Annotated in this window: 23 protein-coding genes; 9 read left to right on the forward strand and 14 right to left on the reverse strand. The window is 77.0% G+C overall.

Features of this window, described 5'->3' with window-relative positions:
* Positions 1-22 precede the first annotated feature (22 nt).
* The 3 genes from ACRYMN_RS00980 to ACRYMN_RS00990 all read right to left on the reverse strand — a co-directional run bounded on the left by ACRYMN_RS00980 (position 23) and on the right by ACRYMN_RS00990 (position 4,684).
* Entirely contained in the window at positions 23-2,425 is a 2,403-nt protein-coding gene (locus tag ACRYMN_RS00980; RefSeq protein WP_432491028.1) for a HelD family protein, read from the reverse strand.
* Positions 2,426-2,573: 148 nt separating this feature from the next.
* Complete coding sequence (locus tag ACRYMN_RS00985; protein WP_432491030.1) at positions 2,574-3,080, reverse strand: mycothiol transferase; 507 nt, start codon at positions 3,078-3,080, stop codon at positions 2,574-2,576.
* Between the two features lie 71 nt (positions 3,081-3,151).
* Entirely contained in the window at positions 3,152-4,684 is a 1,533-nt protein-coding gene (locus ACRYMN_RS00990; RefSeq protein WP_432491032.1) for a CYTH and CHAD domain-containing protein, read from the reverse strand.
* 142 nt (positions 4,685-4,826) lie between these two features.
* On the opposite strand from ACRYMN_RS00990, the gene ACRYMN_RS00995 reads away from it, so the two are divergent.
* The gene (locus ACRYMN_RS00995) at positions 4,827-5,075 is read left to right on the forward strand and encodes a hypothetical protein (RefSeq protein ID WP_432491034.1); all 249 of its coding nucleotides are present in this window, start codon (positions 4,827-4,829) and stop codon (positions 5,073-5,075) included.
* Between the two features lie 52 nt (positions 5,076-5,127).
* On the opposite strand, the gene ACRYMN_RS01000 is transcribed toward ACRYMN_RS00995, so the two are convergent.
* The 8 genes from ACRYMN_RS01000 to ACRYMN_RS01035 are packed head-to-tail and all read right to left on the reverse strand — an operon-like array spanning position 5,128 to position 13,218.
* Positions 5,128-6,147 (reverse strand): potassium channel family protein, encoded by a 1,020-nt coding sequence (locus ACRYMN_RS01000; RefSeq protein ID WP_432491036.1) that lies wholly within the window; start codon positions 6,145-6,147, stop codon positions 5,128-5,130.
* 53 nt (positions 6,148-6,200) lie between these two features.
* Positions 6,201-7,367, reverse strand: coding sequence for an ABC transporter substrate-binding protein (locus tag ACRYMN_RS01005; protein ID WP_432491038.1), 1,167 nt, complete (start codon positions 7,365-7,367; stop codon positions 6,201-6,203).
* Positions 7,364-8,137: an ABC transporter permease gene (locus ACRYMN_RS01010; RefSeq protein ID WP_432491040.1), complete on the reverse strand. Its 774-nt coding sequence runs from the start codon at positions 8,135-8,137 to the stop codon at positions 7,364-7,366. Before ACRYMN_RS01010 ends, ACRYMN_RS01005 begins: the two co-directional genes overlap by 4 nt.
* A complete protein-coding gene (locus ACRYMN_RS01015) occupies positions 8,134-8,943 on the reverse strand; it encodes an ABC transporter ATP-binding protein (protein WP_432491042.1) in 810 nt (269 codons plus the stop codon). The genes ACRYMN_RS01010 and ACRYMN_RS01015 overlap by 4 nt, the downstream gene beginning before the upstream one ends.
* A complete protein-coding gene (locus ACRYMN_RS01020; RefSeq protein ID WP_432491044.1) occupies positions 8,940-9,893 on the reverse strand; it encodes an ABC transporter permease in 954 nt (317 codons plus the stop codon). The genes ACRYMN_RS01015 and ACRYMN_RS01020 overlap by 4 nt, the downstream gene beginning before the upstream one ends.
* 10 nt (positions 9,894-9,903) lie before the next feature.
* A complete protein-coding gene (locus ACRYMN_RS01025) occupies positions 9,904-10,944 on the reverse strand; it encodes a TIGR03842 family LLM class F420-dependent oxidoreductase (protein ID WP_432491046.1) in 1,041 nt (346 codons plus the stop codon).
* Between the two features lie 13 nt (positions 10,945-10,957).
* Positions 10,958-12,373 (reverse strand): dihydropyrimidinase, encoded by a 1,416-nt coding sequence (gene hydA, locus ACRYMN_RS01030; RefSeq protein ID WP_432491048.1) that lies wholly within the window; start codon positions 12,371-12,373, stop codon positions 10,958-10,960.
* A complete protein-coding gene (locus tag ACRYMN_RS01035; RefSeq protein ID WP_432491050.1) occupies positions 12,370-13,218 on the reverse strand; it encodes a nitrilase-related carbon-nitrogen hydrolase in 849 nt (282 codons plus the stop codon). The genes hydA and ACRYMN_RS01035 overlap by 4 nt, the downstream gene beginning before the upstream one ends.
* 119 nt (positions 13,219-13,337) lie before the next feature.
* Between ACRYMN_RS01035 and ACRYMN_RS01040 the strand changes: the two genes are divergently transcribed.
* Entirely contained in the window at positions 13,338-14,534 is a 1,197-nt protein-coding gene (locus ACRYMN_RS01040) for a helix-turn-helix domain-containing protein (protein ID WP_432491052.1), read from the forward strand.
* Positions 14,535-14,585: 51 nt separating this feature from the next.
* Here the strand turns inward: ACRYMN_RS01040 and ACRYMN_RS01045 are convergent, their stop codons facing one another.
* Positions 14,586-16,133 (reverse strand): Mur ligase family protein, encoded by a 1,548-nt coding sequence (locus tag ACRYMN_RS01045; protein WP_432491054.1) that lies wholly within the window; start codon positions 16,131-16,133, stop codon positions 14,586-14,588.
* A gap of 61 nt (positions 16,134-16,194) precedes the next feature.
* Entirely contained in the window at positions 16,195-16,869 is a 675-nt protein-coding gene (gene pdxH / locus ACRYMN_RS01050; RefSeq protein ID WP_432491056.1) for a pyridoxamine 5'-phosphate oxidase, read from the reverse strand.
* A 126-nt stretch (positions 16,870-16,995) separates the two neighbouring features.
* Between pdxH and ACRYMN_RS01055 the strand changes: the two genes are divergently transcribed.
* The 3 genes from ACRYMN_RS01055 to ACRYMN_RS01065 all read left to right on the forward strand — a co-directional run bounded on the left by ACRYMN_RS01055 (position 16,996) and on the right by ACRYMN_RS01065 (position 18,927).
* On the forward strand, positions 16,996-17,493 hold the full coding sequence (locus ACRYMN_RS01055; RefSeq protein WP_432491058.1) for a hypothetical protein: 498 nt from the start codon (positions 16,996-16,998) through the stop codon (positions 17,491-17,493).
* Positions 17,493-18,662, forward strand: a complete 1,170-nt coding sequence (locus ACRYMN_RS01060) for a zinc-dependent alcohol dehydrogenase (protein WP_432491060.1) — start codon at positions 17,493-17,495, stop codon at positions 18,660-18,662. Before ACRYMN_RS01055 ends, ACRYMN_RS01060 begins: the two co-directional genes overlap by 1 nt.
* A gap of 67 nt (positions 18,663-18,729) precedes the next feature.
* Positions 18,730-18,927 carry a hypothetical protein gene (locus ACRYMN_RS01065; protein WP_432491062.1) on the forward strand — a complete coding sequence of 66 codons (198 nt, stop codon included), beginning with the start codon at positions 18,730-18,732 and terminating at the stop codon, positions 18,925-18,927.
* Between the two features lie 33 nt (positions 18,928-18,960).
* On the opposite strand, the gene ACRYMN_RS01070 is transcribed toward ACRYMN_RS01065, so the two are convergent.
* The gene (locus tag ACRYMN_RS01070) at positions 18,961-19,494 is read right to left on the reverse strand and encodes a MarR family winged helix-turn-helix transcriptional regulator (RefSeq protein ID WP_432491064.1); all 534 of its coding nucleotides are present in this window, start codon (positions 19,492-19,494) and stop codon (positions 18,961-18,963) included.
* Between the two features lie 148 nt (positions 19,495-19,642).
* Here ACRYMN_RS01070 and ACRYMN_RS01075 point away from each other — a divergent pair, with 148 nt between their 5' ends.
* From ACRYMN_RS01075 to ACRYMN_RS01090, 4 genes are all read left to right on the forward strand, one after another.
* The gene (locus ACRYMN_RS01075) at positions 19,643-20,206 is read left to right on the forward strand and encodes a YceI family protein (protein WP_432491066.1); all 564 of its coding nucleotides are present in this window, start codon (positions 19,643-19,645) and stop codon (positions 20,204-20,206) included.
* Between the two features lie 49 nt (positions 20,207-20,255).
* Positions 20,256-20,627 carry an antibiotic biosynthesis monooxygenase family protein gene (locus ACRYMN_RS01080; protein WP_432491068.1) on the forward strand — a complete coding sequence of 124 codons (372 nt, stop codon included), beginning with the start codon at positions 20,256-20,258 and terminating at the stop codon, positions 20,625-20,627.
* Between the two features lie 142 nt (positions 20,628-20,769).
* Positions 20,770-21,180 carry a PPOX class F420-dependent oxidoreductase gene (locus ACRYMN_RS01085; RefSeq protein ID WP_432491070.1) on the forward strand — a complete coding sequence of 137 codons (411 nt, stop codon included), beginning with the start codon at positions 20,770-20,772 and terminating at the stop codon, positions 21,178-21,180.
* 82 nt (positions 21,181-21,262) lie between these two features.
* Positions 21,263-22,042, forward strand: a complete 780-nt coding sequence (locus ACRYMN_RS01090) for an SDR family NAD(P)-dependent oxidoreductase (protein ID WP_432491072.1) — start codon at positions 21,263-21,265, stop codon at positions 22,040-22,042.
* Positions 22,043-22,068 lie beyond the last annotated feature (26 nt).

The following is a 22,068-nucleotide window of genomic DNA, read 5'->3' on the forward strand; positions in this document are numbered from 1 at the left end:
CCGGCCGGCCCCGCCGCGCGCCTCAGCGCGCGGCGAGCCCGGTCGGCCCGGTCGCCGCGGTCGGCGCGCTCACCGGGGCCATCGAGGTCATCGAGGCCGGCAGGTCCTCGGCGTGCAGCACCACCAGCCGCTGCGTGGCGCGCGTCAGGGCCACGTACAGGTCGTTGGCGCCGCGCGGGCGGCGCAGCACCGCGGCCGGCTCCACGAGCACGACGACGTCGAACTCCAGGCCCTTGGCGCGGTGCACGTCCAGCACGCCCACCCGCGCGTCCAGGTCGTCGGGGGAGGCGGCCACCGCCCCCGGCTCCAGGGCGCGCGCCACCGCCGCGCGCAGCGCGTCCGAGCCCAGCGGGCCGTCCTCGTGCGCGGTGAGCACGGCCACCCGGCCCTCGGCGAGCTCGCCGAGCACCGCGCGCACGGCGGCCACGACGCCGGCGGCGTCGCCGGGCCCGTCCAGGCGCACGGCCACCGGGTCCGCGTCGCCCTCGCGCACCGGCGTGGGCGGGCGCGCGTCCACGCCCGCCGCGCGCAGCACCTCCGCGGCCACCCGCGCGATGCGCGCCGGGGTGCGGTAGTTGACCGTCAGCTCCTCCAGCCGCCAGCGCTCGCCGACCACCGGCTGCAGGGCCTCGGCCCAGCTGCGCGCCCCGGCCGGGTTCGACGTCTGCGCCACGTCGCCCACCAGCGTCATCGAGCGCGCCGGGCAGCGCCGCTCCACCAGGCGCCAGGCCATCGCCGACAGCTCCTGCGCCTCGTCGACGACGACGTGCCCGTACGCCCACGTGCGGTCCGCGGCCGCGCGCTCGGCCACCGAGCCCGAGGGGCCCTCGCCGGCGAAGCGGTCGGCCAGCAGCTCCGGGGTCACCAGCGGGTTGCCCACCCCGGAGGCCTCGAAGTCCTCGAGCACCTTGCGCGCGTACGCCAGCTGGTCCTCGCGGTCGGCGCGCCGGGCCTCCTCGGAGGCGCGGCCCTCCTCCAGCGGCCCGAGCAGCTCGGCCAGCTCGTCCAGCAGCGGCACGTCCGCCTCGCTCCACGCCTCGGCGTCCGCGCGGTGCAGCGCCTCGCGGTCCGCGCGCGTCAGCTGCGGTGCGGCGCGCTCGAGCTGACCGGGGTAGCGGTACAGCCCCGCGAGCACCTTCTGCGGCGTCAGCGGCATCCAGCACAGGTTCACCTCGCGGCGCACGTCGACGGACTCGCGCAGCTCGGTGAGCAGGTCCTCGCGCTCCTCGGCCAGGTCCACCCCGCGGGCGCGGGCCAGCTGCTGGGCCAGCGAGCCGAGCACCTCGCGCACGAACAGCGCGCGGGCGCCGTTGTGGGGGCGGCGGCTGCGGCGCGCGCGGGTGCGCGCGGAGGCGACCGCCTCCGGGCGCAGCAGCACGCGCGCGCCGTCGAGCTCCAGGCGCACCGCCCGCTCGGGCACGCGCTGGCGCGCGGCCACGGCGGCGGCGAGCACGTCGACCATGACCGGCGAGCCCTTCACGCGCGCGGCTCGCGGGGAGTCGGTGCCGCGGGCGGCGACGCCGGGGAACAGCTCGCCCAGCGTCATCGTCACCACGCCCGTCTCGCCCAGGGCGGGCAGGACCTGCTCGACGTAGCGCAGGAACACCGGGCTGGGGCCCAGCAGCAGCACGCCGCTGCGGGCCAGGCGGTCGCGGTGGGTGTAGAGCAGGTAGGCGGTGCGGTGCAGCGCCACGGCCGTCTTGCCGGTGCCCGGCCCGCCCTGCACGACGAGCACCCCGCGCTCGGAGGCGCGGATGACCCGGTCCTGCTCGGCCTGGATGGTGGCGACGATGTCCGTCATGCGCCCGGTGCGCGGGGCGCTCACCGCCGCCAGCAGCGCCGCGTCGCCCGTGGTGCGTCCGCCCTCGGAGGCCACGAGCACCTCGTCGTCGACGGCGGTGACGTGCCGGCCCTTGGTCAGCAGGTGGCGGCGGCGCACCACGTCGCGCGGGGCGGCGGCGGTGGCCTGGTAGAAGTCCTGCGCCGCCGGGGCGCGCCAGTCCACCAGCAGCTGCTCGCCGCGCTCGTCGGACAGGCCCAGCCGCCCGACGTAGCGGCGCGGGGTCTCGGTACCCGGGCGCAGGTCCAGGCGCCCGAAGCACAGCCGGTTCTCCACCGACCACAGCTGCGAGAGGCGGTCCTCGTACAGGGTGGCGAACGCGTCGCGCTCGAAGCGGTTCTGGTGGGTGCCGGTGGCGCGGGTGCGGCGCACCTCGGCCAGCTGGGCGGCGGTCTGCTCGCGCAGCTCGTCCAGGCGCGCGTACAGCCGCCCGACGTGGGCGTCCTCGAGCGCGACCTCCTGCTCGGCGTGCTCGGCGGCGGCGCGCTCGGCGGCGCGCTCGTCCGCCGCGCCCGGCCCCTGCCCGTCGGGGTGCCGCCCGTCGGGGTGCTGCACGGCGGGGTGCTGCTCGGTGGGCTGGCTCACTCGGCGGGATCTCCTGATGCGCGTGCCTAGTGCGAGGACCCCGGAAGCCTAGGCCCGCGGCGCCCGCGGGGGGCAGCCGGTGGGGCGCACCCGGCGGGGCTCCGCCGGGTGCGGGCCCCGGCGCGGGACGCGCGCCGCTCAGCGCCGCTCAGCGCCGCCGCAGCACCCCGGCGGCGAAGGCGGCCTGCGCGACGTGCTCGAGGTCGTCGTCGAGCACGCTGACCAGCCGCACGCCCAGCGTCACCGGCGGGTCCCAGCGCTCGTCGACGACGCGGTCGAGGTCGGCGTCGGACAGGGTGCGCAGGTAGCGCTCGGTGCGCTCGTGCACGGCGTCGTAGTAGCCGCCGAGCTCCGCGGCCCCGGCGCGCACCAGGGCGACCTGCTCGGCGGAGAAGCCGTAACCGGTCTCGGCGTCGTCCAGCGGCAGGTCGAAGCGGCGCGCCCAGCCGTCGGCGGTCCAGACCTGCTCGGTGCCGGCGACCTCGCTGACGTGGTCGTCCTGCACGCGCGCCAGGTGCCACAGCAGCCACGCCACCGTGTTGGCGCCCGGGTCCAGCCGGGCGGTCAGGGCCGCGTCGTCGCACTGCCCCAGCACGGCGTGCACGGCGGGGCGGATGCGGCCGTAGCCGTCCAGCAGCAGGTCCTTGGCGTCCACGCCCCCTGCCTACCCCCGCCGCGCCCGCTGGGCACGTCGGACACGTCGGGCGCGTCGGGCGCGCCGGGGGGTCAGCGCAGCCAGCGCCGCAGGTGCCGGCGCGAGGCGGCCTCCCAGGCGGCGTCGACGGCGGCCCGGCTGGCCGCCGCGCGCTCGCCCTCGGCGGCGAACAGGCGCCCGCACGTGAAGCCCAGCGACGGCTCGCGCCCGGCCAGGGCGTGCAGGACCCGGCGCACCACGACGGAGTCCTGGTGCTCGCCGAGGACCTCCTGCAGCCCCTCCACGGCCGCCGCGTACGCGCCCGCGTCCGAGCCCCACACCGGCTGCAGCGCCTCGCCGGCGTAGCGGGCCTCCTTGGCGCGCTTGCGGGCCTCGTGGAAGAGGTGGTCCGCCTCGTCGGGCGGCACCGCCGGGTCGGCGTCGGCGGCGTAGGCGGCGGCCACGCGCTTGCGCAGCTTCCTGTCCGTGGCCCGCACCAGGGCCGGCAGCACCTCGCGGGCCGGCTCGGCGGCCGGCGGCGCCCAGGGCGCGCCGTCCAGCGGCGCGGCCACCAGCTCCTCCAGCTCGCGCAGCAGCGCCAGGTACCGCTCGGAGCCCAGCGCCAGCAGCAGCTCGTCGTGGGCGCGGCGGTGGTCGGCCTCCAGCGCCGCGCGCAGCCGCTCGCGCTCGGCGGCGGGGTCCTCGCCCTCCACCGGCTCCAGGCGCTCCACGGCCCCGGCGAGGCGGTCGCGCATGACCTCCGCGTCGCGCGCGCCGCCGAGCTCGTCGGCCAGCCAGGACAGCTCCGCGCGCAGCCGCTCGGGCACCCCCTCGGCGAACAGCGGCCGGAACGTCTTCAGCGCGCTGCGCGCGCGCCGGGTGGCCACGCGCGCCTTGTGCACGCTGTCGGGCTCGTCCAGGCGCACCAGCGGGTCCTGCGCGACGAGCTGGCGCACCTGCGCGGCCAGGTGGGCGCCGACGACGGCGCCGGCGGGGGAGCGGCGCCTGAGCGCGGCGGGCGCCGGCGCGGCGGGCGCGTCGGTGCCCAGGGCGCGCGCCAGCTTCGAGCCGTGCCCGGCGGGGGCCACCCCGTGCGCGCGCAGCTGCGCGTCCAGCGCGTCCAGCAGGTCGCGCTCGCCCTCGACCAGCTCGACCTCCAGCTCGCGCCAGACCTGCGGCTCGGGCACCGGGCCCTCGGCCAGCAGCCGCTGCGCCTCCACGCGGTCGTCGGCGACCTCGGCGAGCACCCGGCCGCCGTCGTCGACGACGTGCCGCACGGTGCGCGCGGTCGTCAGCCGCGCCACCGGCACCAGCGGCTCGCCGCGCGTGAGGGCGGCCACGAGCCGCTGCAGCTGCTCGGGGACCCGGCGGGCGGCGCGCCCGGGGGGCAGGCGCACCTCGCGGCGCGCGCCGGCGACCGGCAGCTTCAGGTGCCAGCCGGCGTCGTCGCCGCCGGTGCGCCGGCGCAGCGTCACGCGCGCGGCCGCCAGGCGCTGGCCGGGGGTGTCGAAGTACACCGCCTCGAGGTGCAGGGTGCGACCCTCGGCCTCCAGGCCGTCCAGGGCGGGCAGCTCGGCGCCCTCCTCGACGTCGTACTTCAGCTCGACCTCGTCGTGGGTGCTCACGTCCCGGGTGGTTGCTGACACCTGCTCGATCAAACCGGACCGGGTGCCCGCGCGCACCCCGGGGCGGCGGCGGTCGGGGGCCCGCTGGGCCACCCGGGGGACACCTCGTTTCACCGCCGGGGGTCGCCGCGATGAGCAGCACGTGACCCAGACCGCCGCCCTCGAGAGCTGGTGGGCCTCCCTCGACGAGGAGCGCCGCCACCAGGCCCTCGACATCGAACCCGGGACCCACCTGCCCGAGGTCGTCGCCCTCGAACTCGCCTACCACGGCGTGCACGTGCCCGACGTGTCCGTCGCCTGGGACGTCGACGGCCTCGTGGCCACGCTGAGGGTGCACGTGCAGCCCGCGGTGCTCACGGAGTTCCTCGCCGGTGTGCGCGCGATGAGCTGACCCGCTCGCGACCGGTCCACGCGACCGGCCCCGCGGGGCCGGTCGGCGGGCCTCAGCCGTGCTGCTGGCCGGTGAGGACGTACAGCAGCCGGTCGCCCTCGCGCAGCTCGGACACCTGCGGGTCGGTGTAGCGGTGCGCGTGCCCCCCGCGCAGCACGGCGAGCACCGGCACGGGCAGGGAGCCGGGCGCGCGGCCGACCTCGTCGGGCGCCACGGGGCGCTCGGCCAGGTCCAGGCCGTTGCCGAAGGAGACCAGGTCCTCCACGACGGCCACGGCCGCGGGGCTGTCGGAGGCCATGCCCAGCAGCCGCCCGGCCGTCTCGGAGGAGACCACCACGGAGCTGGCGCCGCTCTCGCGCAGCAGCTCCGCGTGCTCGGACTCGCGAGCCGCGGCCACCACGCCGACGCGCGGGTTCAGCCGCCGCACGGCCAGGGTCGCCAGGATCGCGGTGTCGTCGCGGTCCAGGGCGACCACCACGCGGGCGGCCCGGTCGACGAGGGCGGCCTCGAAGGTCGCCGCGCGGGTCGCGTCGCCGGTGACGGCCAGGTACCCGTCGGTGGAGGCGTCGGCGGTGGCGCGCGGGTCGCTGTCGACCACGAGCAGCTGCGCGGCCGGGTGGCCGTGCAGGCGCAGCTGCCGCACCGCGGCCCGGCCCTTCGTGCCGTAGCCCAGGACGACGACGTGCTCGCGCATGCGCGACCTCCAGCGGGCCAGGCGGAACTCGGTGCGGGAGCGCTCGGTGAGCGCCTGGATGGTGGTGCCGACCAGCACGATGACGAACAGCACGCGCATGGGCGTGACCACGAGGGCGTTGAGCAGCCGGGCGCCCGGGGTGACGGGCACGATGTCGCCGTAGCCGGTCGTGCTCAGCGTGACGGTGGTGTAGTACAGCGCGTCGACGACGGAGACGTCCCCGTCGAGGTTGTCGGTGTAGCTCTCGCGCTCGATCACCACCATGAGCCAGGCGACGAGCACCAGGGCCAGCGCCACGCCCAGCCGCAGCGCGATGGCGCGCAGCGGCGACAGCCGCCGCCCGCGCGGCAGCCGCACCCTGACGTCCGGCGCGTGCACGCCCCCCTGCCTACCGCCTCGCGCCCGCCCGCGCGAGGCGGCGCGCCCGCCGCTCAGGCGCCGCCGGGGTTCAGCGTCACCTCCAGCGGGGTGAAGGACTCGCCGGTGACGTCCACGCCGTCGGCGCTCAGCTCGTCCACGGCCCGCTGCACGAACTCGTTGGTGTACGCGTCGGCGCCGGGGTCCCGGCTGATGACGGTCTGGCCCTCGGCGTTGCGGGTGTCGCGGGCGATGGCCACGGTGCGCTCCCACGCCGCCGCGTCGACGACCCCCGCGCCGGCCGGCGCCGGCCACACGAGCTTGTTGACCTCGTTGACCTGCCACAGCTGGTGGCTGGCGCCCAGGGTGGAACCGCCGGCCACCACGACGTCGCGGGCGGCTGCCGCGTCGTCGCGGGCGGCGGCCCAGCCCCGCAGCGACGCCTTGAGGAACGCCACCGTCTGCTCCTGGTACGCGGTGTCGCCGAGCTTGTCGCTGGAGGCCCACACCGCGTCCTGCAGCATCGCGGTGCCGACCTCGTTCCAGTCCAGGACGGTGAAGTCGTCGGCGGTGTACAGCTCGCCGGTGGCGGGGTCCTCGGCCTCCAGCAGCTGGGCGTACTCGTTGTACGTCATGGCCTGGGCGGCGTCGACGTCGCCCTGCAGCAGGCCGAGCATGTCGAACTGCTGCTGCACGAGCGTGACGTCGGTGGCGGGGTCGAGCCCGGCGGCGGTCATCGCGGCGAACAGCTCGTACTCGTTGCCGAAGCCCCAGTTGCCGACCTTCTTGCCGCGCAGCGCCTCCACCGAGTCGATGCCGGCCCCCTTGAACGAGACCTGCAGCGTGCCCGAGCGCTGGAACACCTGCGCGACGTTCGTGATGGCCGCGCCCTGCTCGCGCGAGGCCAGCGCCTTGGGCACCCACGCGATCGCGTAGTCGGCCTGGCCCTGGGCCAGCACGGTCTGCGGGACGATGTCCGAGCCGCCCTCGAGGATCTGCACGTCCAGGCCCTCGTCGCGGTAGAAACCCCGCTCCAGCGCGGTGAAGTAGCCCGCGAACTGCCCCTGGGTGACCCACTGCAGCTGCAGCTTCACCGGCGTCAGCCCGTCGGCGCCGGCGCTCGGGCCGCCCGCGGTGGCCTCCTGGTCGGCGCTGCCGCACGCGGCCGCGCCCAGGGCCGCGGCCCCGGCGGCGGCGCCGAGCAGGGCGGCGCGGCGGCTGAGGGGGGAGCGAGGGTTCAACGGGACCTCCTGGTGGTGGGGGCGAGCAGGCGCTCGACGAGCAGGGCGGCGAGGTGGAACGCCAGGCCCAGGGCGACGGCCCCGAGCACGTACGCCCAGGCGCGGGGGTAGGCGGTGGCGCTGGCGGCGGAGGTGATGCGCGAGCCGAGCCCGTCCTGCAGGCCGCCGAAGTACTCGGCGACCACCGCGGCGATGACCGACAGCGGTGCCGCCAGCCGCAGGCCGGTGGTCACGAACGGCACGGCCCCCGGCAGCCGCACGTGCCGGGTGACGGCCCAGCCGGACACGGCCAGGGCGCGCACCAGCTCGGCGTGCACCGGGTCCACGCGCCGCAGGCCGCGGGCGGTGTTGACGAACACCGGGAAGAACACCGCCACGGCCACCACGAGCCGGCGGGGCACGGGGCTGGTGGAGCCGAACATCGCGTTGAACACCGGCGCCAGGACGACGATCGGCAGGGCGTTGGCGGCCGCCGACAGCGGCGAGAGGACCTCGTCGAGCAGCCGGGAGCGGGCGGCGAGCGCGGCCGCGGCGATCCCGGCGACCGAGCCGGCCAGCAGGCCCACCGCGGCCGTGGTCCCGGTGGCGGCCGCGGCGCGCGCGACGTCGCCGGCCACCCCGCCGAACGCCCCGGCGATCGCCAGGGGCGAGGGCAGCACGAACGTGGCGACCCGGCCGAGGACCACGACGGCCTGCCACAGCAGCAGCGCCGCGACGCCGACGAGCAGCGGCGGCAGCAGGCGGGTGCGCAGCGACGTGCCGGCGCTCACCGGTCCTCGCCCCGCAGCGCCAGCGGCTGCGCCGCCCCGCTCGCGGTGCGCCCGCGCAGCGCCTCGCGCACCTCGGTGACGGCGGCGAAGAACGCCGGGTGCTCGCGGGCGTCCTCGTCGCGGCCGGGCAGCTCCACGTCCACGACGCGCACCACGCGCCCGGGGCGCGCGGACATCACCACGACCTGCGTGGACAGGAACACCGCCTCGGCGATGGAGTGCGTCACGAGCACCACCGTGGTGCCGGTGCGCTCGCGCACCGCCAGCAGCTCGGCCTGCAGGCGCTCGCGGGTCATCTCGTCCAGCGCGCCAAACGGCTCGTCCATGAGCAGCAGCGGGGGCTCCTCCGCCAGCGCGCGGGCGATCGCGACGCGCTGCTGCATGCCGCCGGAGAGCTGCGCGGGGCGGGCGGAGGCGAACTCGCCCAGGCCCACGAGCTCCAGCAGGTCCCGGGCGCGCTCGGCGCGCTCGCGCCGGCCGACGCCGTGCAGCTCCAGGGGCAGTTCCACGTTGCGCTGCACGCTGCGCCACTCCAGCAGCCCGGCGGACTGGAACGCGATGCCGTAGGAGTGCCGGCGCCGCGCCTCGGCGGCGCTGAGCCCGCCGACGCTCACCTCGCCGGAGGTGGGCGTGACGAGGTCGGCGATGCAGCGCAGCAGCGTGGACTTGCCGCACCCGGAGGGGCCGATGAGCGAGACGAACGCGCCCGGCTCGACGGTCAGGTCGACGCCGGAGAGCGCGTGCACGGCGCCACCGGGGGTCTCGAAGCGCTGGTGCAGGTCCACGACGCGGACCGCGGCGGTCACGGGTTCCTCCCGGGGGTGCGGGTGCGCAGGAGCACGGTCTCGAGCAGGGCCACGCAGCCCGCGGCGAGCAGGCCCAGCAGGGCCGCGCCGAGGACCGCGGCGTACAGGCGCCCCGGTGCGGAGGTGGCCTGCTGCGCGTACTGCAGGACCAGGCGCCCGGTGCCGCCGCGGGTGCCGGTGGAGATCTCCGCGACGATGGAGCCGACCACGGCCTGGGCGGCGGCAAGCCGCAGCGCCGGCAGCAGGAACGGCAGGCTCGCCGGCAGCCGCAGGCGCAGCAGGGTCTGCCGGCGGCTCGCGTGCAGCGCCGCGAACAGCTCCACCGCGGCCGGGGCGGGGGACTGCAGCCCGCGCAGCACCCCCACGGCCACCGGGCAGAACGCCAGGAAGGCGGACAGGACGACGACGGACGTCCACGGCTGCCAGGTCAGCTCCGGCGTCAGCCGCAGCCGCCCGCCCCAGGCAGCCACCAGCGGGGCGACGGCGATGACGGGCACGGTCTGGCTGAGCACCACGTACGGCAGCAGGCCGCGCTCGGCCACGCGCAGGCGCTGCATGAGCACCGCCAGCGCGATCCCGACGGCCGCGCCGAGCAGCCAGCCGGCGGCGGCCGTGCGCAGCGTGCCCCAGGCCGCGGCGAGCACCGCGGCACCCACGGTGCGCGAGCCGGGCACGGCGACCTCGGGGGTGCCCAGGGTGCGCAGCACCTCCAGCACGCCCGGCATGGAACGCGGGTCGGCGCGCGGCAGCACCCGCTGCCCGCCGACCTCCACGCCGGCGGTGGGCCCGAGCGCGCGGTACAGCTCCCACGCGGCCAGCAGCACCGCCACGCCCAGCAGCGCCGACCCCGCGCGCCGCACCGCGGGCGGCACGCCGCGCGCGGCGCCGGAGGCGGCGGGCGCGGCGGCCGCGGGTCCGGCGGGGGGTGCGCCCTCCAGCAGCCCGGTCACGGTGCGAGCCTCACGAGAGCGCGACCGGGGGCGGGGCCAGGGCGGGCAGCACCCGCTCGCCGTAGGCGCGTAGGGTCTCCTCCTTGGCGTCGTGCTGCAGGTACAGCGCGAACTGGTCGACGCCCAGGGACTGCAGGTCGCGCACCCGCTGCACGTGCTGCTGCACGTCGCCGAGCACGCAGAAGCGGTCGACGACCGCGTCGGGGACGAAGTCGGCGTGGGTGTTCCCCGCGCGCCCGTGCTGGTTGTAGTCGTAGCCCTTGCGCCCGGCGACGTAGTCGGTCAGGGCCGCGGGGACCTCGCCGCCGTCGCCGTAGCGCGCGACGAGGTCGGCGACGTGGTTGCCGACCATGCCGCCGAACCAGCGGCACTGCTCGCGCGCGTGCGCCAGCTCCGCCTCGGAGCCGCCGGTGACGTAGGCGGGCGCGGCCACGCACACCTTCACCTCGTCCGGGTCGCGCCCGGCGCGCTCGGCGGCCTCCTTGACGGTCTTGATGGTCCAGGCGGCGACGTCGGGGTCGGCCAGCTGCAGGATGAACCCGTCGGCGACCTCCCCGGTCAGCTGCAGGGCCTTGGGCCCGTACGCGGCGACCCACACCTGCGTGCGGTTCGTCGGCCCGGTCACCGGCGCCCACGGCAGGCGCAGGGTGCGCCCGCGGTGCTCCACGGCCCGGCCGTTGGCCAGTTCGCGGATGACGTGCACGGACTCGCGCAGGGTGGCCAGGGTGGTCGGCTTGCCGGACAGGGTGCGCACGGCGGAGTCGCCGCGGCCGATGCCGCAGATGGTGCGCGGGCCGTACATCTCGTTCAGCGTCGCGTACGTCGAGGCGGTCACCGACCACTCGCGGGTGGCGGGGTTGGTGACCATCGGGCCCACCACCACCTTGCGGGTGGCCTGCAGGATCGCCGAGTGCACGACGTACGGCTCCTCCCACAGCACGTGCGAGTCGAAGGTCCACACGTGGCTGAACCCGTGGGTCTCGGCCAGGCGGGACAGCTCGACGACCCGCGAGGCCGGCGGGGTGGTCTGCAGGACGATGCCGAAGTCCACGTCTCCCCCTCCCTCAGCGCAGGTACTGCGACAGGCCGCGCGGCACGTAGCGGCCGTGGGCGGTCGGGCCGGTCCAGGTGCCGCGGTCCACCAGGACGGTGCCGCGCGAGACCACGGTGCGGACGGCGCCGGTGAGGCGGAAACCCTCGAACGCGGAGTAGTCGATGTTCATGTGGTGGGTGGCGGCGCTGATGGTCGTGGTGCCCGCCGGGTCGTACACGACGAGGTCGGCGTCCGAGCCGGGCGCGAGGGTCCCCTTGCGCGGGTACATCCCGAACAGCCGCGCCGGGGTGGTCGAGCAGGTCTCCACCCAGCGCTGCAGCGACAGGTGCCCGTCCACGACGCCCTGGTGCACCAGGTCCATGCGGTGCTCCACCCCGCCCATGCCGTTGGGGATGCGCGAGAAGTCCCCGCGGCCCAGCTCCTTCTGGTCGTTGAAGCAGAACGGGCAGTGGTCGGTGGAGACGACGGCCAGGTCGTCGGTGCGCAGGCCCCGCCACAGGTCCGCCGCGTGCGGCTCGTGCTTGGAGCGCAGCGGGGTGGAGCAGGCGTACTTGGCGCCCTCGAAGCTGCCCGGGCCGCCGGCGCCGAGGTGGTCCTCCAGGGTCAGGTACAGGTACTGCGGGCACGTCTCGGCGAAGACGTTCGCGCCCGTGCTGCGCGCGGTCGCGATGCGCTCCAGCGCCTGCGAGGCGGACACGTGCACCACGTACAGCGGGGTGCCGCCGGCCACCTCGGCCAGGGCGACCGCGCGGTTGACGGCCTCGGCCTCCAGCGCCGCCGGGCGCGTCAGGCCGTGGAAGACCGGGTCGGTGTCGCCGCGGGCCAGGGCCTGCTGCACGAGCACGTCGATGGCGGTGCCGTTCTCGGCGTGCATCATGACCATCGCGCCGTTGTCGGTGGCGCGCTGCATGGCCCGCAGGATCTGCCCGTCGTCGGAGTAGAACACCCCCGGGTAGGCCATGAAGAGCTTGAAGCTGGTGATGCCCTCGTGGGCGACGAGGGAGTCCATGGCCTTCAGGGAGTCCTCGTCCACCCCGCCGAGGATCATGTGGAACCCGTAGTCGACGGCGCAGTTGCCGGCGGCCTTCGCGTGCCACTGCTCCAGCGCGCGCTCGACGACCTCGCCGGTGCGCTGCACGACGAAGTCCACGATCGTCGTGGTGCCGCCGAACGCGGCGGCCCGGGTGCCGGTGGCGAACGTGTCGGAGGCCTCGGTGCCGCCGAAGGGCATCTGCATGTGCGTGTGCACGTCCACCCCGCCGGGCAGCACGTAGCAGCCCGTGGCGTCGATGTGCGCGTCCACGGCCAGCTCGGCCGCGGTGCCCGGCGTCAGCAGCGCGGCGACGCTCTCCCCGTCGAGCAGGACGTCCGCCGGCGAGGCGCCGGTGGAGGTGACCAGGGTGCCCCCGGAGACGAGAGTCCTCACGGCCGCACCAGGTCGCCGTAGGAGTCCGGCCGGCGGTCGCGGTAGAACTGCCAGTCGGTGCGCGCCTCCTTGATGAGGTCCATGTCGAGGTCGCGCACGAGCAGCTCGTCGGAGGTGCTGCTGCCCTTGGCGCCGACGAAGTTCCCGCGCGGGTCGACGACGTAGGAGGTGCCGTAGAAGTCCACGGCGTCCTCGCCGAACTCGCCGACCTCGCGGCCCACCCGGTTCGGGACGGCGACGAAGTAGCCGTTGGCGGCCGCGGCGGTGGGCTGCTCCAGCTCCCAGAGCCGGTTGGACTGCCCCGGCTTGGAGGCGTTGGGGTTGAAGACGATCTCGGCGCCGGCCAGGCCGAGGGCGCGCCAGCCCTCCGGGAAGTGCCGGTCGTAGCAGATGTACACGCCCACCTTGCCGACCGCGGTCTCGAACACCGGGTAGCCGAGGTTGCCGGGGCGGAAGTAGAACTTCTCCCAGAACCGGTCCAGGTGCGGGATGTGGTGCTTGCGGTACTTGCCCAGGTACTTGCCGTCGGCGTCCACCACGGCGGCGGTGTTGTAGAGCACGCCGGGCTGCTCCTGCTCGTACACCGGCAGCACCATCACCATGCCCGTCTCGGCGGCGATGGACTGGAACCGCTGCACGATCGGGCCGGGGACGGCCTGGGCGTACTCGTAGTACGCCGCGTCCTGCACCTGCCCGAAGTACGGGCCGTGGAACAGCTCCTGGAAGCACACCACCTGCGCGCCGGCGTCGGCGGCCTGGTGGGCGTACTCCTCGTGGACCTTGACCATGCTCTCCTGGTCGCCGGTCCAGGAGGTCTGGACCAGCGCGACGCGCACCGTGGTCATGCCTGCTCCTCGCAGTTCGGGCGGCGGGGGGTTCCCCGCGAGGTGCGAGCAGGATCGCCAGGGCGCGGCGGCAGCGGCAAGGACCCCCCGCCGCGCGATCCGGCGCGTATCCTGTGCACGTGCACAACGCCGGAAACGCCGCGGAAACCGCGGCCTCGGCGGAGGTCCGCTCGGTCCTGCTGGAGCTGCTCGGCGACGTCGACGTGCTCGCCGAGCGCTTCCTCGCCCAGCTGCTGCAGGTGGTGCCCTACTCCGACGGGGCGGTGGCCCGCGAGGTGCTGCTGCGCGACGCGGTGGCCACCTGCGAGCGCGTGCTGCGCCGCCTGGTCGGCCTGCCCGTGCCCGAGCGGCTGGTGGAGGTCTCCCGCGACCTCGGCCGCCACCGCGCCGGCCTGGACGTGCCGCTGGCGGCGGTGACCACCGGCACCCGGCTGCACTTCCGGGTGGTGTGGGAGGAGCTGGCCGAGCGGCTGCCGCCGCACGCGCTGGCCGGGGCGGTCACCCTGCCGGTGCAGCTGTGGCAGGCCGTGGAGGAGCACTCCGCCGACGTGCAGGTCGGCTACCACGAGGCCGCCGCCGCGCTGGCGTACGAGCGCGAGCGCGACCGGCGCCGCCTGCTCGCGGCGTTCCTGGCCTCCGACGGGGAGGACCCCGACCTGCTGGCCGGCGCCGCGGCCGTGCTGGGCGCCGGGCGCGGCGACGACGTCTTCGTGGCCGTGGTGCCCACCGCCGCGCGCGGCCGGCTCGCGCCGCTGCTGCAGCGCCCGGGCGCGCTGCGGCTGCTGGACCACCACGCGGGCACGCTCGTCGTCGGCCACCGCCCCCGCGGGGCCTGGCCCACCGAGGGGCCCGGGCTGCCGGTGGTGCCCGCCCCGCTGTCCGCGGTGCCCTGCGGCCTCGGGCCGCTGGCGCGCGGGCTGGCCCGGGTGCCGCGTGCGGTGCGCCTGGCCGAGCACGTCGCCGCGGCGCTGCCGGCGGAGGCCGCCGGGCCCGCCCGGCTGGCGCACGTCGCCCTCGACGTGGCCGCCGCCCGCCTCGGGGCGCTGGGCGAGGACGTCGCGCACGAGGTGCTCGGCGAGCTGCTCGCGCTGGCCCCGCCCGAGCGCGAGCGCCTGCTGGAGGTCGTCGAGGCCTTCGCCGCCACCGGCTCCGTCGCCGCGGCCGCCGCGCGCACGTACTGCCACCGCAACACGGTGCTCAACCGGCTGCGGCGCGTGGGCGAGTGCACCGGGCTGGACGTCACCGTGCCGCGCCAGGCCGCGGCGCTGCTGCTGGCCCTGGCCGTGCACCGGCGCAGCGGACCCGCGCCCGGCTGAGCGCTCTCCGCGACCCCTCGGCGCTCTCCCGACGTCCCCCCGGCCGCTCTCTCATCGGCCGGGCGCCGCCCGCTGCCCCAGCGCGGCGCGCAGCCGCTCGGCGTCCTCGAAGGGGCGGCTGCGCCCGCCGGCGACCAGCTCGCGCTCGTGCCCGCGCCCGCACACGACGACCACGTCGCCCGGACCGGCCAGGGAGACGGCCAGGCGCAGCGCCGCGTCGCGGTCGGGCTCGACGTGCACCCGCGCCACGCCGGCCGCGCGCGCCCCGGCGGCCACCGCCTCGCGCAGCACCGCCGGGTCGTCGCCGTGCGCGCTCTCGTCGGTGACGACGACGTCGTCGGCGCAGCGCGCGGCGGTGCGCCCCAGCGGCTCGCGCTTGCCGGGGTCGCGCTCGCCGGTGGCGCCCAGCACCACCACCAGGCGCCCGGTGGTCAGGCCGCGCAGGAAGGGCAGCAGCCGCTCCTGGCCGGCGACGTTGTGCACGTGGTCGACCAGCGCCAGGAACGGCTGGCCGGCGTCGACGCGCTGCAGCCGCCCGGGCACGCCGCCGAGGCCCTCGGCGCCGCGCACCGCGGCCTCGACGTCCACGCCGGTCGCGTGCAGCACCGCCACGGCGCCCAGGGCGTTGTCGACCTGGTGGGCGCCCAGCAGCCGCAGCCGCACGCGCCGGTCCGTGCCCGGGCCCAGCAGCCGGAAGGAGGTGCCCGCCGCGTCCGCGCGCACCTGCTCGGCGCGCCAGTCGGCGCCGGGGCGCCCGGCGGCGGAGAAGGTCACCACGGGGGTGCGCACCTGCGCGGCCAGCCGGCGCCCGTGCGCGTCGTCGGCGTTGACCACCGCCAGCGCGCAGCGGCGCGGCTCGAACAGGGCCGCCTTGGCGGCGAAGTAGGACTCCACGTCCCCGTGCAGGTCGAGGTGGTCGCTGCCGAGGTTGGTGAACACCGCCGCGCGGAAGCAGGTGCCGTCCACCCGGTGCAGCGCGACGCCGTGGCTGGAGACCTCCACCGCCGCCGACGTCGCGCCCTGCGCGCGCAGCGAGGCGAGCACCTCCTGCAGCTCCGGCGCCTCCGGGGTGGTGCGCCGCGCCGGGCGCGACCAGCCCGGCGTGCGCACCTCCACGCCGCTGAGCAGCCCGGTGCGCCGGCCGGCCGCGCGCAGCCCCGCGTCGAGCAGGTGCGTGGTGCTCGTCTTGCCGTTGGTGCCCGTCACCGCGTACACCGCCAGCGCCGCGCTGGGCCGGGCGTGCAGGTGCGCGGCCAGCTCCCCGAGCACGGCGCGCGGGTCGGGCACCACCAGGGTGGGCAGCCCCGGCAGCGGTCGGTCGCTGAGCGCGGCGACCGCGCCGGCCGCCGCGGCCTCGGCCGCGAAGCGCGCGCCGTGCTGCCGTGCGCCGGGCAGCGCGGCGTACAGGTCGCAGGGCAGCACCCGGCGCGAGTCCAGGGTCGCGCCGCGCACCAGCGGGCCGGGCCCGGGCGGCGCCGCCAGCCCCAGCGCGCGGGCCAGCTCGGCCAGCGCCACGGGGCGCTCCGGCTCCGGGCGGTGGCGCGGCGGGTCGTGCGGGGCGGGCGGGGCCGTCGCGGGGGCCGTCCGTGGCTCGGTCACGGGGCTGATTGACGCACCCGCGGCCCGCCCGCACGAGCCGACACGCGCGGGGGCCGGTGCGTCAGGGCTGGCGGCGCTCCAGGCGCCAGGCCGCGCCGTCGTCCAGCGCGGCGGGGGAGCCGTCGCGGCTGAGCAGCACCAGCCTGTCGTGCAGGCGCGAGGTGCGCCCTTGCCAGAACTCCACCTCCACCGCGCGCACGAGGTACCCGCCCCAGTGCGGCGGTGCCGGCACGTCGCCGGGCGATCCGGTGTCGGGGAAGCGCCGGCGCAGCTGCGCCTCGCGCTCGTGCAGCCCGGCGGCCGAGGCGATCGGCTCGGACTGCTCGCTGGCCCACGCCCCGATGCGCGAGCCGTACGGGCGCGAGGCGAAGTACGCCTCCGTCTCCGCCCGGGGGAGCACCTCGGCGCGCCCGCGCACCGCGACCTGCCGGTGCGTGCCGTGCCATACGAGCAGCAGCGCCACCCGCGGCTCGTGCGCGATCGCCCGGGCCTTGCGCGAGCGCTGGTTGGTGTAGAGGACGAAGCCGCGCGCGTCGACGCCCTTGAGCAGCACCGTGCGCGCCGAGGGGCCGTCGGGGCCGGCGGTGGCGAGCGTCATCGCGTTCGGCTCCGGCTCCCCGGAGTCCACCGCCGCGGAGTACCACCGCTGGAACTGCTCGAGCGGGCAGGCGGCGAGGTCGGCCTCGTCGAAGGAGCGGTCGCCGTAGTCGACGCGGCGCTGGGCGGGGTCCTCCACCGGGCCAGCGTAGGGGGCGGCGCCGAGGTGCCGCCGCGCACGCCCCGCCGTAGCGTGGCGCGCGGTGCGGCACAGCGCCTCGGGGGACGCCCGCCGGTGCGGCGGGCAGGACGGACGGAGCCGATCGTGGACGTGACGCAGAAGGCGCGGGACGCGGTCGTCTCCGCCGTGGGCGCCGCCGCGCGCAAGCTGCCGGGCAGGGGCCCGGGGGCGCCCGCGCAGCAGACGCTGACCGTGGCGCGCCCGGCGGGCGACGTGCTCGCCGCGTGGGGCGACGCGCAGGTGGTCTCCCGCCTGCTGGGCGAGGCGGGGCGCGCCGAGGCCGACGGCGCGCGCTGGACGTTCACCCCGGCCGCGGGCGGGCCCGTGGACGCCGAGCTCGTGCCTACCGGCGAGGGCCTGGAGTTCCGCCGCCCCGGCGGTGGGGACGTGCTGCTGCGGGTGAGCACCCGCCCCGCGCCGGCCGACCTGGGCACCGAGGTCACCTGCGAGGTGGCCCCCGAGCTGAGCGCCGGCCTCGGCGCGGTGCCGTTCACGCTGCTGTACCGGTTGCGCGCGCTGCTGCTGACGGGGGAGATCCCCACGCTCGGCCCGCAGCCGGCCGCGAGGGAGGAGGAGCGCTGATGCGCGCGCTGGTGTGGAACGGGGTGAACGACCTCGCCGTGGAGACCGTGCGCGACCCGGGGATCCTCAACCCCCACGACGTCGTGCTCGACGTGACGCTGACCGTCACGTGCGGCTCGGACCTGCACTTCATCGACGGCTACCTGCCCGGCATGCGCCGCGGGGACGTCTTCGGCCACGAGTTCATGGGCGTGGTCGCCGAGGTCGGCCCCGAGGTGAAGCGCGTGCGGGTGGGCGACCGCGTCGTGGTGCCCTCGTTCATCGGCTGCGGGGAGTGCTTCTACTGCACCCGCGACATGTGGGCGCTGTGCGACACCACCAACCCCAACGCCGCCCTGCAGCAGCCCGCCCTGGGGTACCCCAGCGGCGGGATCTACGGCTACACGCACCCCTTCGGCGGCTACGCCGGCTCGCACGCGGAGTTCGTGCGGGTGCCCTTCGGCGACGTGAACTGCTTCGCGGTGCCCGAGGGGGTCAGCGACGTGCAGGCGCTGTTCACCTCCGACGCCGCCCCCACCGGTTTCACGGGCGCGGACTTCTGCGACATCGCCCCCGGCGACGTCGTCGCGGTGTTCGGCGCCGGGGCGGTGGGCCTCATGGCCGCCGCGGGCGCGAAGCTCATGGGCGCCGAGCGGGTGATCGTGGTGGACCGCCTGCCCGAGCGGCTGGAGCTGGCGCGCACCCGCGTGGGCGCCGAGACCCTGGACTACTCCGAGGTCGACAGCGTCCAGGAGGCGCTGCGCGAGAGCACCGGCGGGCGCGGGCCGGACGCCGTGATCGAGGCGGTGGGCATGGAGGGGCACGGCACCGGCGTGCAGGAGGTGTACGACCGCGCCAAGCAGGCGCTGCGCCTGGAGACCGACCGCGCCACCCCGCTGCGCGAGGCGATCCTCGCGTGCCGCAAGGGCGGGGTCGTCGCCGTGCTGGGCGTGTACGGGCTCACCGACAAGTTCCCGATGGGCGTGGCGCTGAACAAGGGCCTGACCATCCGCGCCTCGCAGCAGCACGGTCAGCGCTACGTGCCGCGGCTGCTGCAGCACATCGCCGACGGCGAGCTGGACACCGGTTTCCTCGCCACCCACGAGATGCCGCTGGAGGACGCCGTGCGCGGCTACGAGATGTTCAAGCACAAGCAGGACGGCTGCCTGCGCTCGGTCTTCCGCCCCTGAGGCCCACCCGGCGCGCCCGGCTCCGCGGGTGCGCGCACCGCTGACGAACCCCGACGAGAGGACCGCCATGACCACCCAGCCCGGCCAGGAACCCGGCAGCGAGCAGGCCGCCGAGGCGCCCACCGAGCCCGGCTACGGCAACGACACCGGTTTCGCGCTCGAGGCCGAGGAGGCCGACCAGCGCACCGGCCCCGGCTCGGCCGTGGACACCCCCGAGCGGGCCGACGACGCCGACGGCGTGGGCGAGGGCGCCGACGCTGGCTGAGGACCGGCGCCCGCCCGGGCGCGCAGCGGCCCGCTAGATCTCCTCGAGGCTGCGGGCCGCTTCCGCGTCCAGCTGCTCCAGCAGCGCGTCGCCGAGGCGGTCGAGCAGGTCCTGCGCGACCTCGCGCTCGTGCTCGCCCAGGCCCCGGGCGACGGCGTCCTCCAGGCGCGTCCACAGCCGCTCCACGTGCGCGCGCAGGGCGTCGCCGGCGGCGGTGGGCTCCACCAGGGTGGCGCGGCGGTCGGTGGGGTCGGTGCGCCGGCGCACGTAGCCGGCGGCCTCCAGGCGCTGCACCGTGCGGGAGGTGGCGGCGGAGTCCTTGCCGAAGCGGGCCGCCAGGTGCGTCTGGCGCACCGGCCCGGCCGTCCACAGGTGCATCATCAGTGCGCCCTGCTCCGGGCGCAGGCCCACCTCGCGCATGAGCTGCGACGCCAGCGCCCGGTGCGCGCGGGCCAGGCGCAGCACGGCCGCGCTGAGCGGGCCGAACTCCACGACCGGCCCGGCGGGGGTGGAGCTCTCCTGCGGCACGACGGTCCCCTCCTCGCTGGTGCGGTGCCGGTGCGGCACCTGCCCATTACAGCAGAGCGGGCGACCGGCCCGGCCGGACCCGCCGGGAACCCCAGCGCCGCACAGGCTCCACGCTCCTCTTGTACTACCTGTCATAGACAGCTAATGTCGGGCTCAGCCCCGGTGGGGCACCGACCGAGGAGGAACCGTGAGCCCGACCACGCACCCGACCGACGACACCGCCTCCACCGCTGCCGCGGCGGCGCGCAGCCACCGGCTCGTGCCGGGCGGGGCGCAGGTGCGCTTCCGCACCACGCACCTGCTCGGGCTCGGCCGGGTGGCCGGCTCCCTGCGGCTGCTCGACGGGCACGTGCTCGTCGCCGCCGACGGCACCCCGCTGGAGGTGGTGGCCGAGCTGGACACCGCGAGCTTCGACTCCGGCAGCCGGGCGCGCGACCGCGCGGTCGCCTCGCCCCGGCTGCTGGGCTCGGCCGCCCACCCGCGCGCCACCTACCGCTCCTCGCGGGTGCAGCCGCGCCCCGGCGGGTGGCTGGTGCACGGCACCCTGACCGTCAAGGGCGTCGGCGCCCCGGTGGACCTGCTCGTCGAGGCCCCTGGGGCCGGTGGCGGCGAGCACCCGGACGGCACCGTGCGCGTGCGCGCCGGCGCCCGCGTGGACCGCCGTCGCCACGGCATCGCGATCCCCGCCGCCCTGGCCGGGCGCTTCCTCGACGTCGACCTCGACGTGGCCGTGGACACCCGCGGCGCCTGAGCGCGGCACCCGAACCCCCGAACCCCCGACGTCCTCGAAGGAGCCCGCGATGGTCCAGGTCCTGCCCCTCGACGCCCACGTCGACCACGACGCCCAGCTCGCCGACGACACCCCCGGCCCCGTCGTGCTCGTCAACGTCTTCCACGTCGACCCCGAGCACGGCGACGACCTGCTCGCCGCCTGGGGCGACGTGCTGCGCCGCTTCCGCACCGCGCCGGGGTTCCTCTCCGCGCAGTTCCACCGCGGCACCGCCGGCAGCGGGACCTTCCTGAACTACGCGCTCTGGGAGAGCACCGCGGCCTACCGCGCCGCCTACGAAGACCCCGCCTTCCGCGAGCTGCTGGTCACCTACCCGCCCGAGACCGTCGCGACGCCGCACCTGTTCACCAAGCAGGCCGTCGCCAGCGTGTGCACCGCGTGAGACCCCTGCGACCCCACCACCCGAGGACCGGAGCACCCGTGAGCACCCCTGGAACACCCGAGGCCCCCAGCACCCCCGGCAGCCGTGAGCCCTCCGGCGGCCCGAGCGGCACCCGCGCCGGCTGCGACGGGGTGCTCCCGCGGTGAGCGTGCCCGACGGCTTCACGTCCCTGGGCGAGGCGCGCTTCGTGTCGCTGACGACCTTCCGCCGCAACGGCGACGGGGTGGCCACCCCCGTGTGGATCGCCCGGTTCGGCGAGCACCTGGTCGTCACCACCCCCGCGGCCAGCGGCAAGGTCAAGCGCCTGCGCCGCGACGGGCGGGTGCTGCTGGTGCCGTGCGGGCGCTTCGGCGGCGTCGAGCCCGGCGCGGTGCCGGTGGAGGGCCTCGCGGAGGTCCTCGGCCCCGACCGCGAGCACCCGGGGGAGACGGAGGTGCTGCGGCGCAAGTACGGCCTGGAGTACCGCGGCATCACCGCGCTGGAGGCGAGCGCGCGCCGGCGCAGGGGGGAGACCGACGAGCGCCTCATCGTCCGGATCACCCCCGCCGCCTGAAGCCCCGCCGCCGGGACCCGCGGGCGGCTCGACCGCCCGCGGGGTCTGGTCAGCGGCGCCCGGCGCCCGGTAGACATCGGGCGTGCGCATCGACCTGGCGGGGCGGACCGCCCTGGTGACCGGCTCCTCGCAGGGCATCGGCCTGGCCATCGCCACCGGTCTGGCCGCCGCCGGCGCGGCCGTCGTGCTCACCGGCCGCTCGGAGGAGCGCCTGCGCGCGGCCGCCGGCGGCGTGGACGGCGAGGTGCGCTGGGTCGCCGCCGACCTCACCACCGGCGACGGGCACGCCCGCCTCGTCGAGGAGGTGCCGGCGGTGGACGTCCTGGTGAACAACCTCGGCGTCTTCGGCGCCGCGGACCCGCTGACCACCGGCGACGACGAGTGGCGCCGCTACTTCGAGACGAACGTGCTCACCGCCGTGCGCCTGACCCGCCACTACCTGCCCGGCATGGTCGAGCGCGGCTGGGGCCGGGTGCAGTACACCTCCAGCGACTCCGCCGTCGTCACCCCGGCCGAGATGATCCACTACGGTGTCACCAAGACCGCGCTGCTGGGCGTGCACCGCGGGTTCGCCAAGGCCGCCGCCGGCACGGGCGTGACCGTCAACAGCGTGCTGGCCGGGCCCACGCGCACCGGCGGCGTGGAGGAGTTCGTGCGCCAGCTGATCCCCGGCGACCTGCCGTGGGAGGAGGCGCAGCAGCGGTTCATGCGCGAGCACCGCCCCCAGTCCCTGCTCGGCCGGCTCATCGAACCCGAGGAGATCGCGAACATGTGCTGCTACCTGGCTTCACCGCTGGCCTCCGCCACCACCGGCGCCGCCGTGCGCGTCGACGGCGGCTACGTCGACGCGATCCTGCCGTGAGCGCCGAACCCCCCGAGCCGGAGCTG

It is taken from the genome of Kineococcus gypseus (genome assembly GCF_050871305.1).
Taxonomy (GTDB): domain Bacteria; phylum Actinomycetota; class Actinomycetes; order Actinomycetales; family Kineococcaceae; genus Kineococcus; species Kineococcus gypseus.

Excerpts from the sequence above, each read along its gene's own strand:
- ACRYMN_RS01035 (WP_432491050.1), bottom strand. The coding sequence starts at position 13,218 with ATGACCACGGTGCGCGTCGCGCTGGTCCAGACCTCCTGGACCGGCGAC.
- ACRYMN_RS01080 (WP_432491068.1), top strand. The coding sequence starts at position 20,256 with ATGGTCCAGGTCCTGCCCCTCGACGCCCACGTCGACCACGACGCCCAG.
- ACRYMN_RS01060 (WP_432491060.1), top strand. The coding sequence starts at position 17,493 with ATGCGCGCGCTGGTGTGGAACGGGGTGAACGACCTCGCCGTGGAGACC.
- ACRYMN_RS01065 (WP_432491062.1), top strand. The coding sequence starts at position 18,730 with ATGACCACCCAGCCCGGCCAGGAACCCGGCAGCGAGCAGGCCGCCGAG.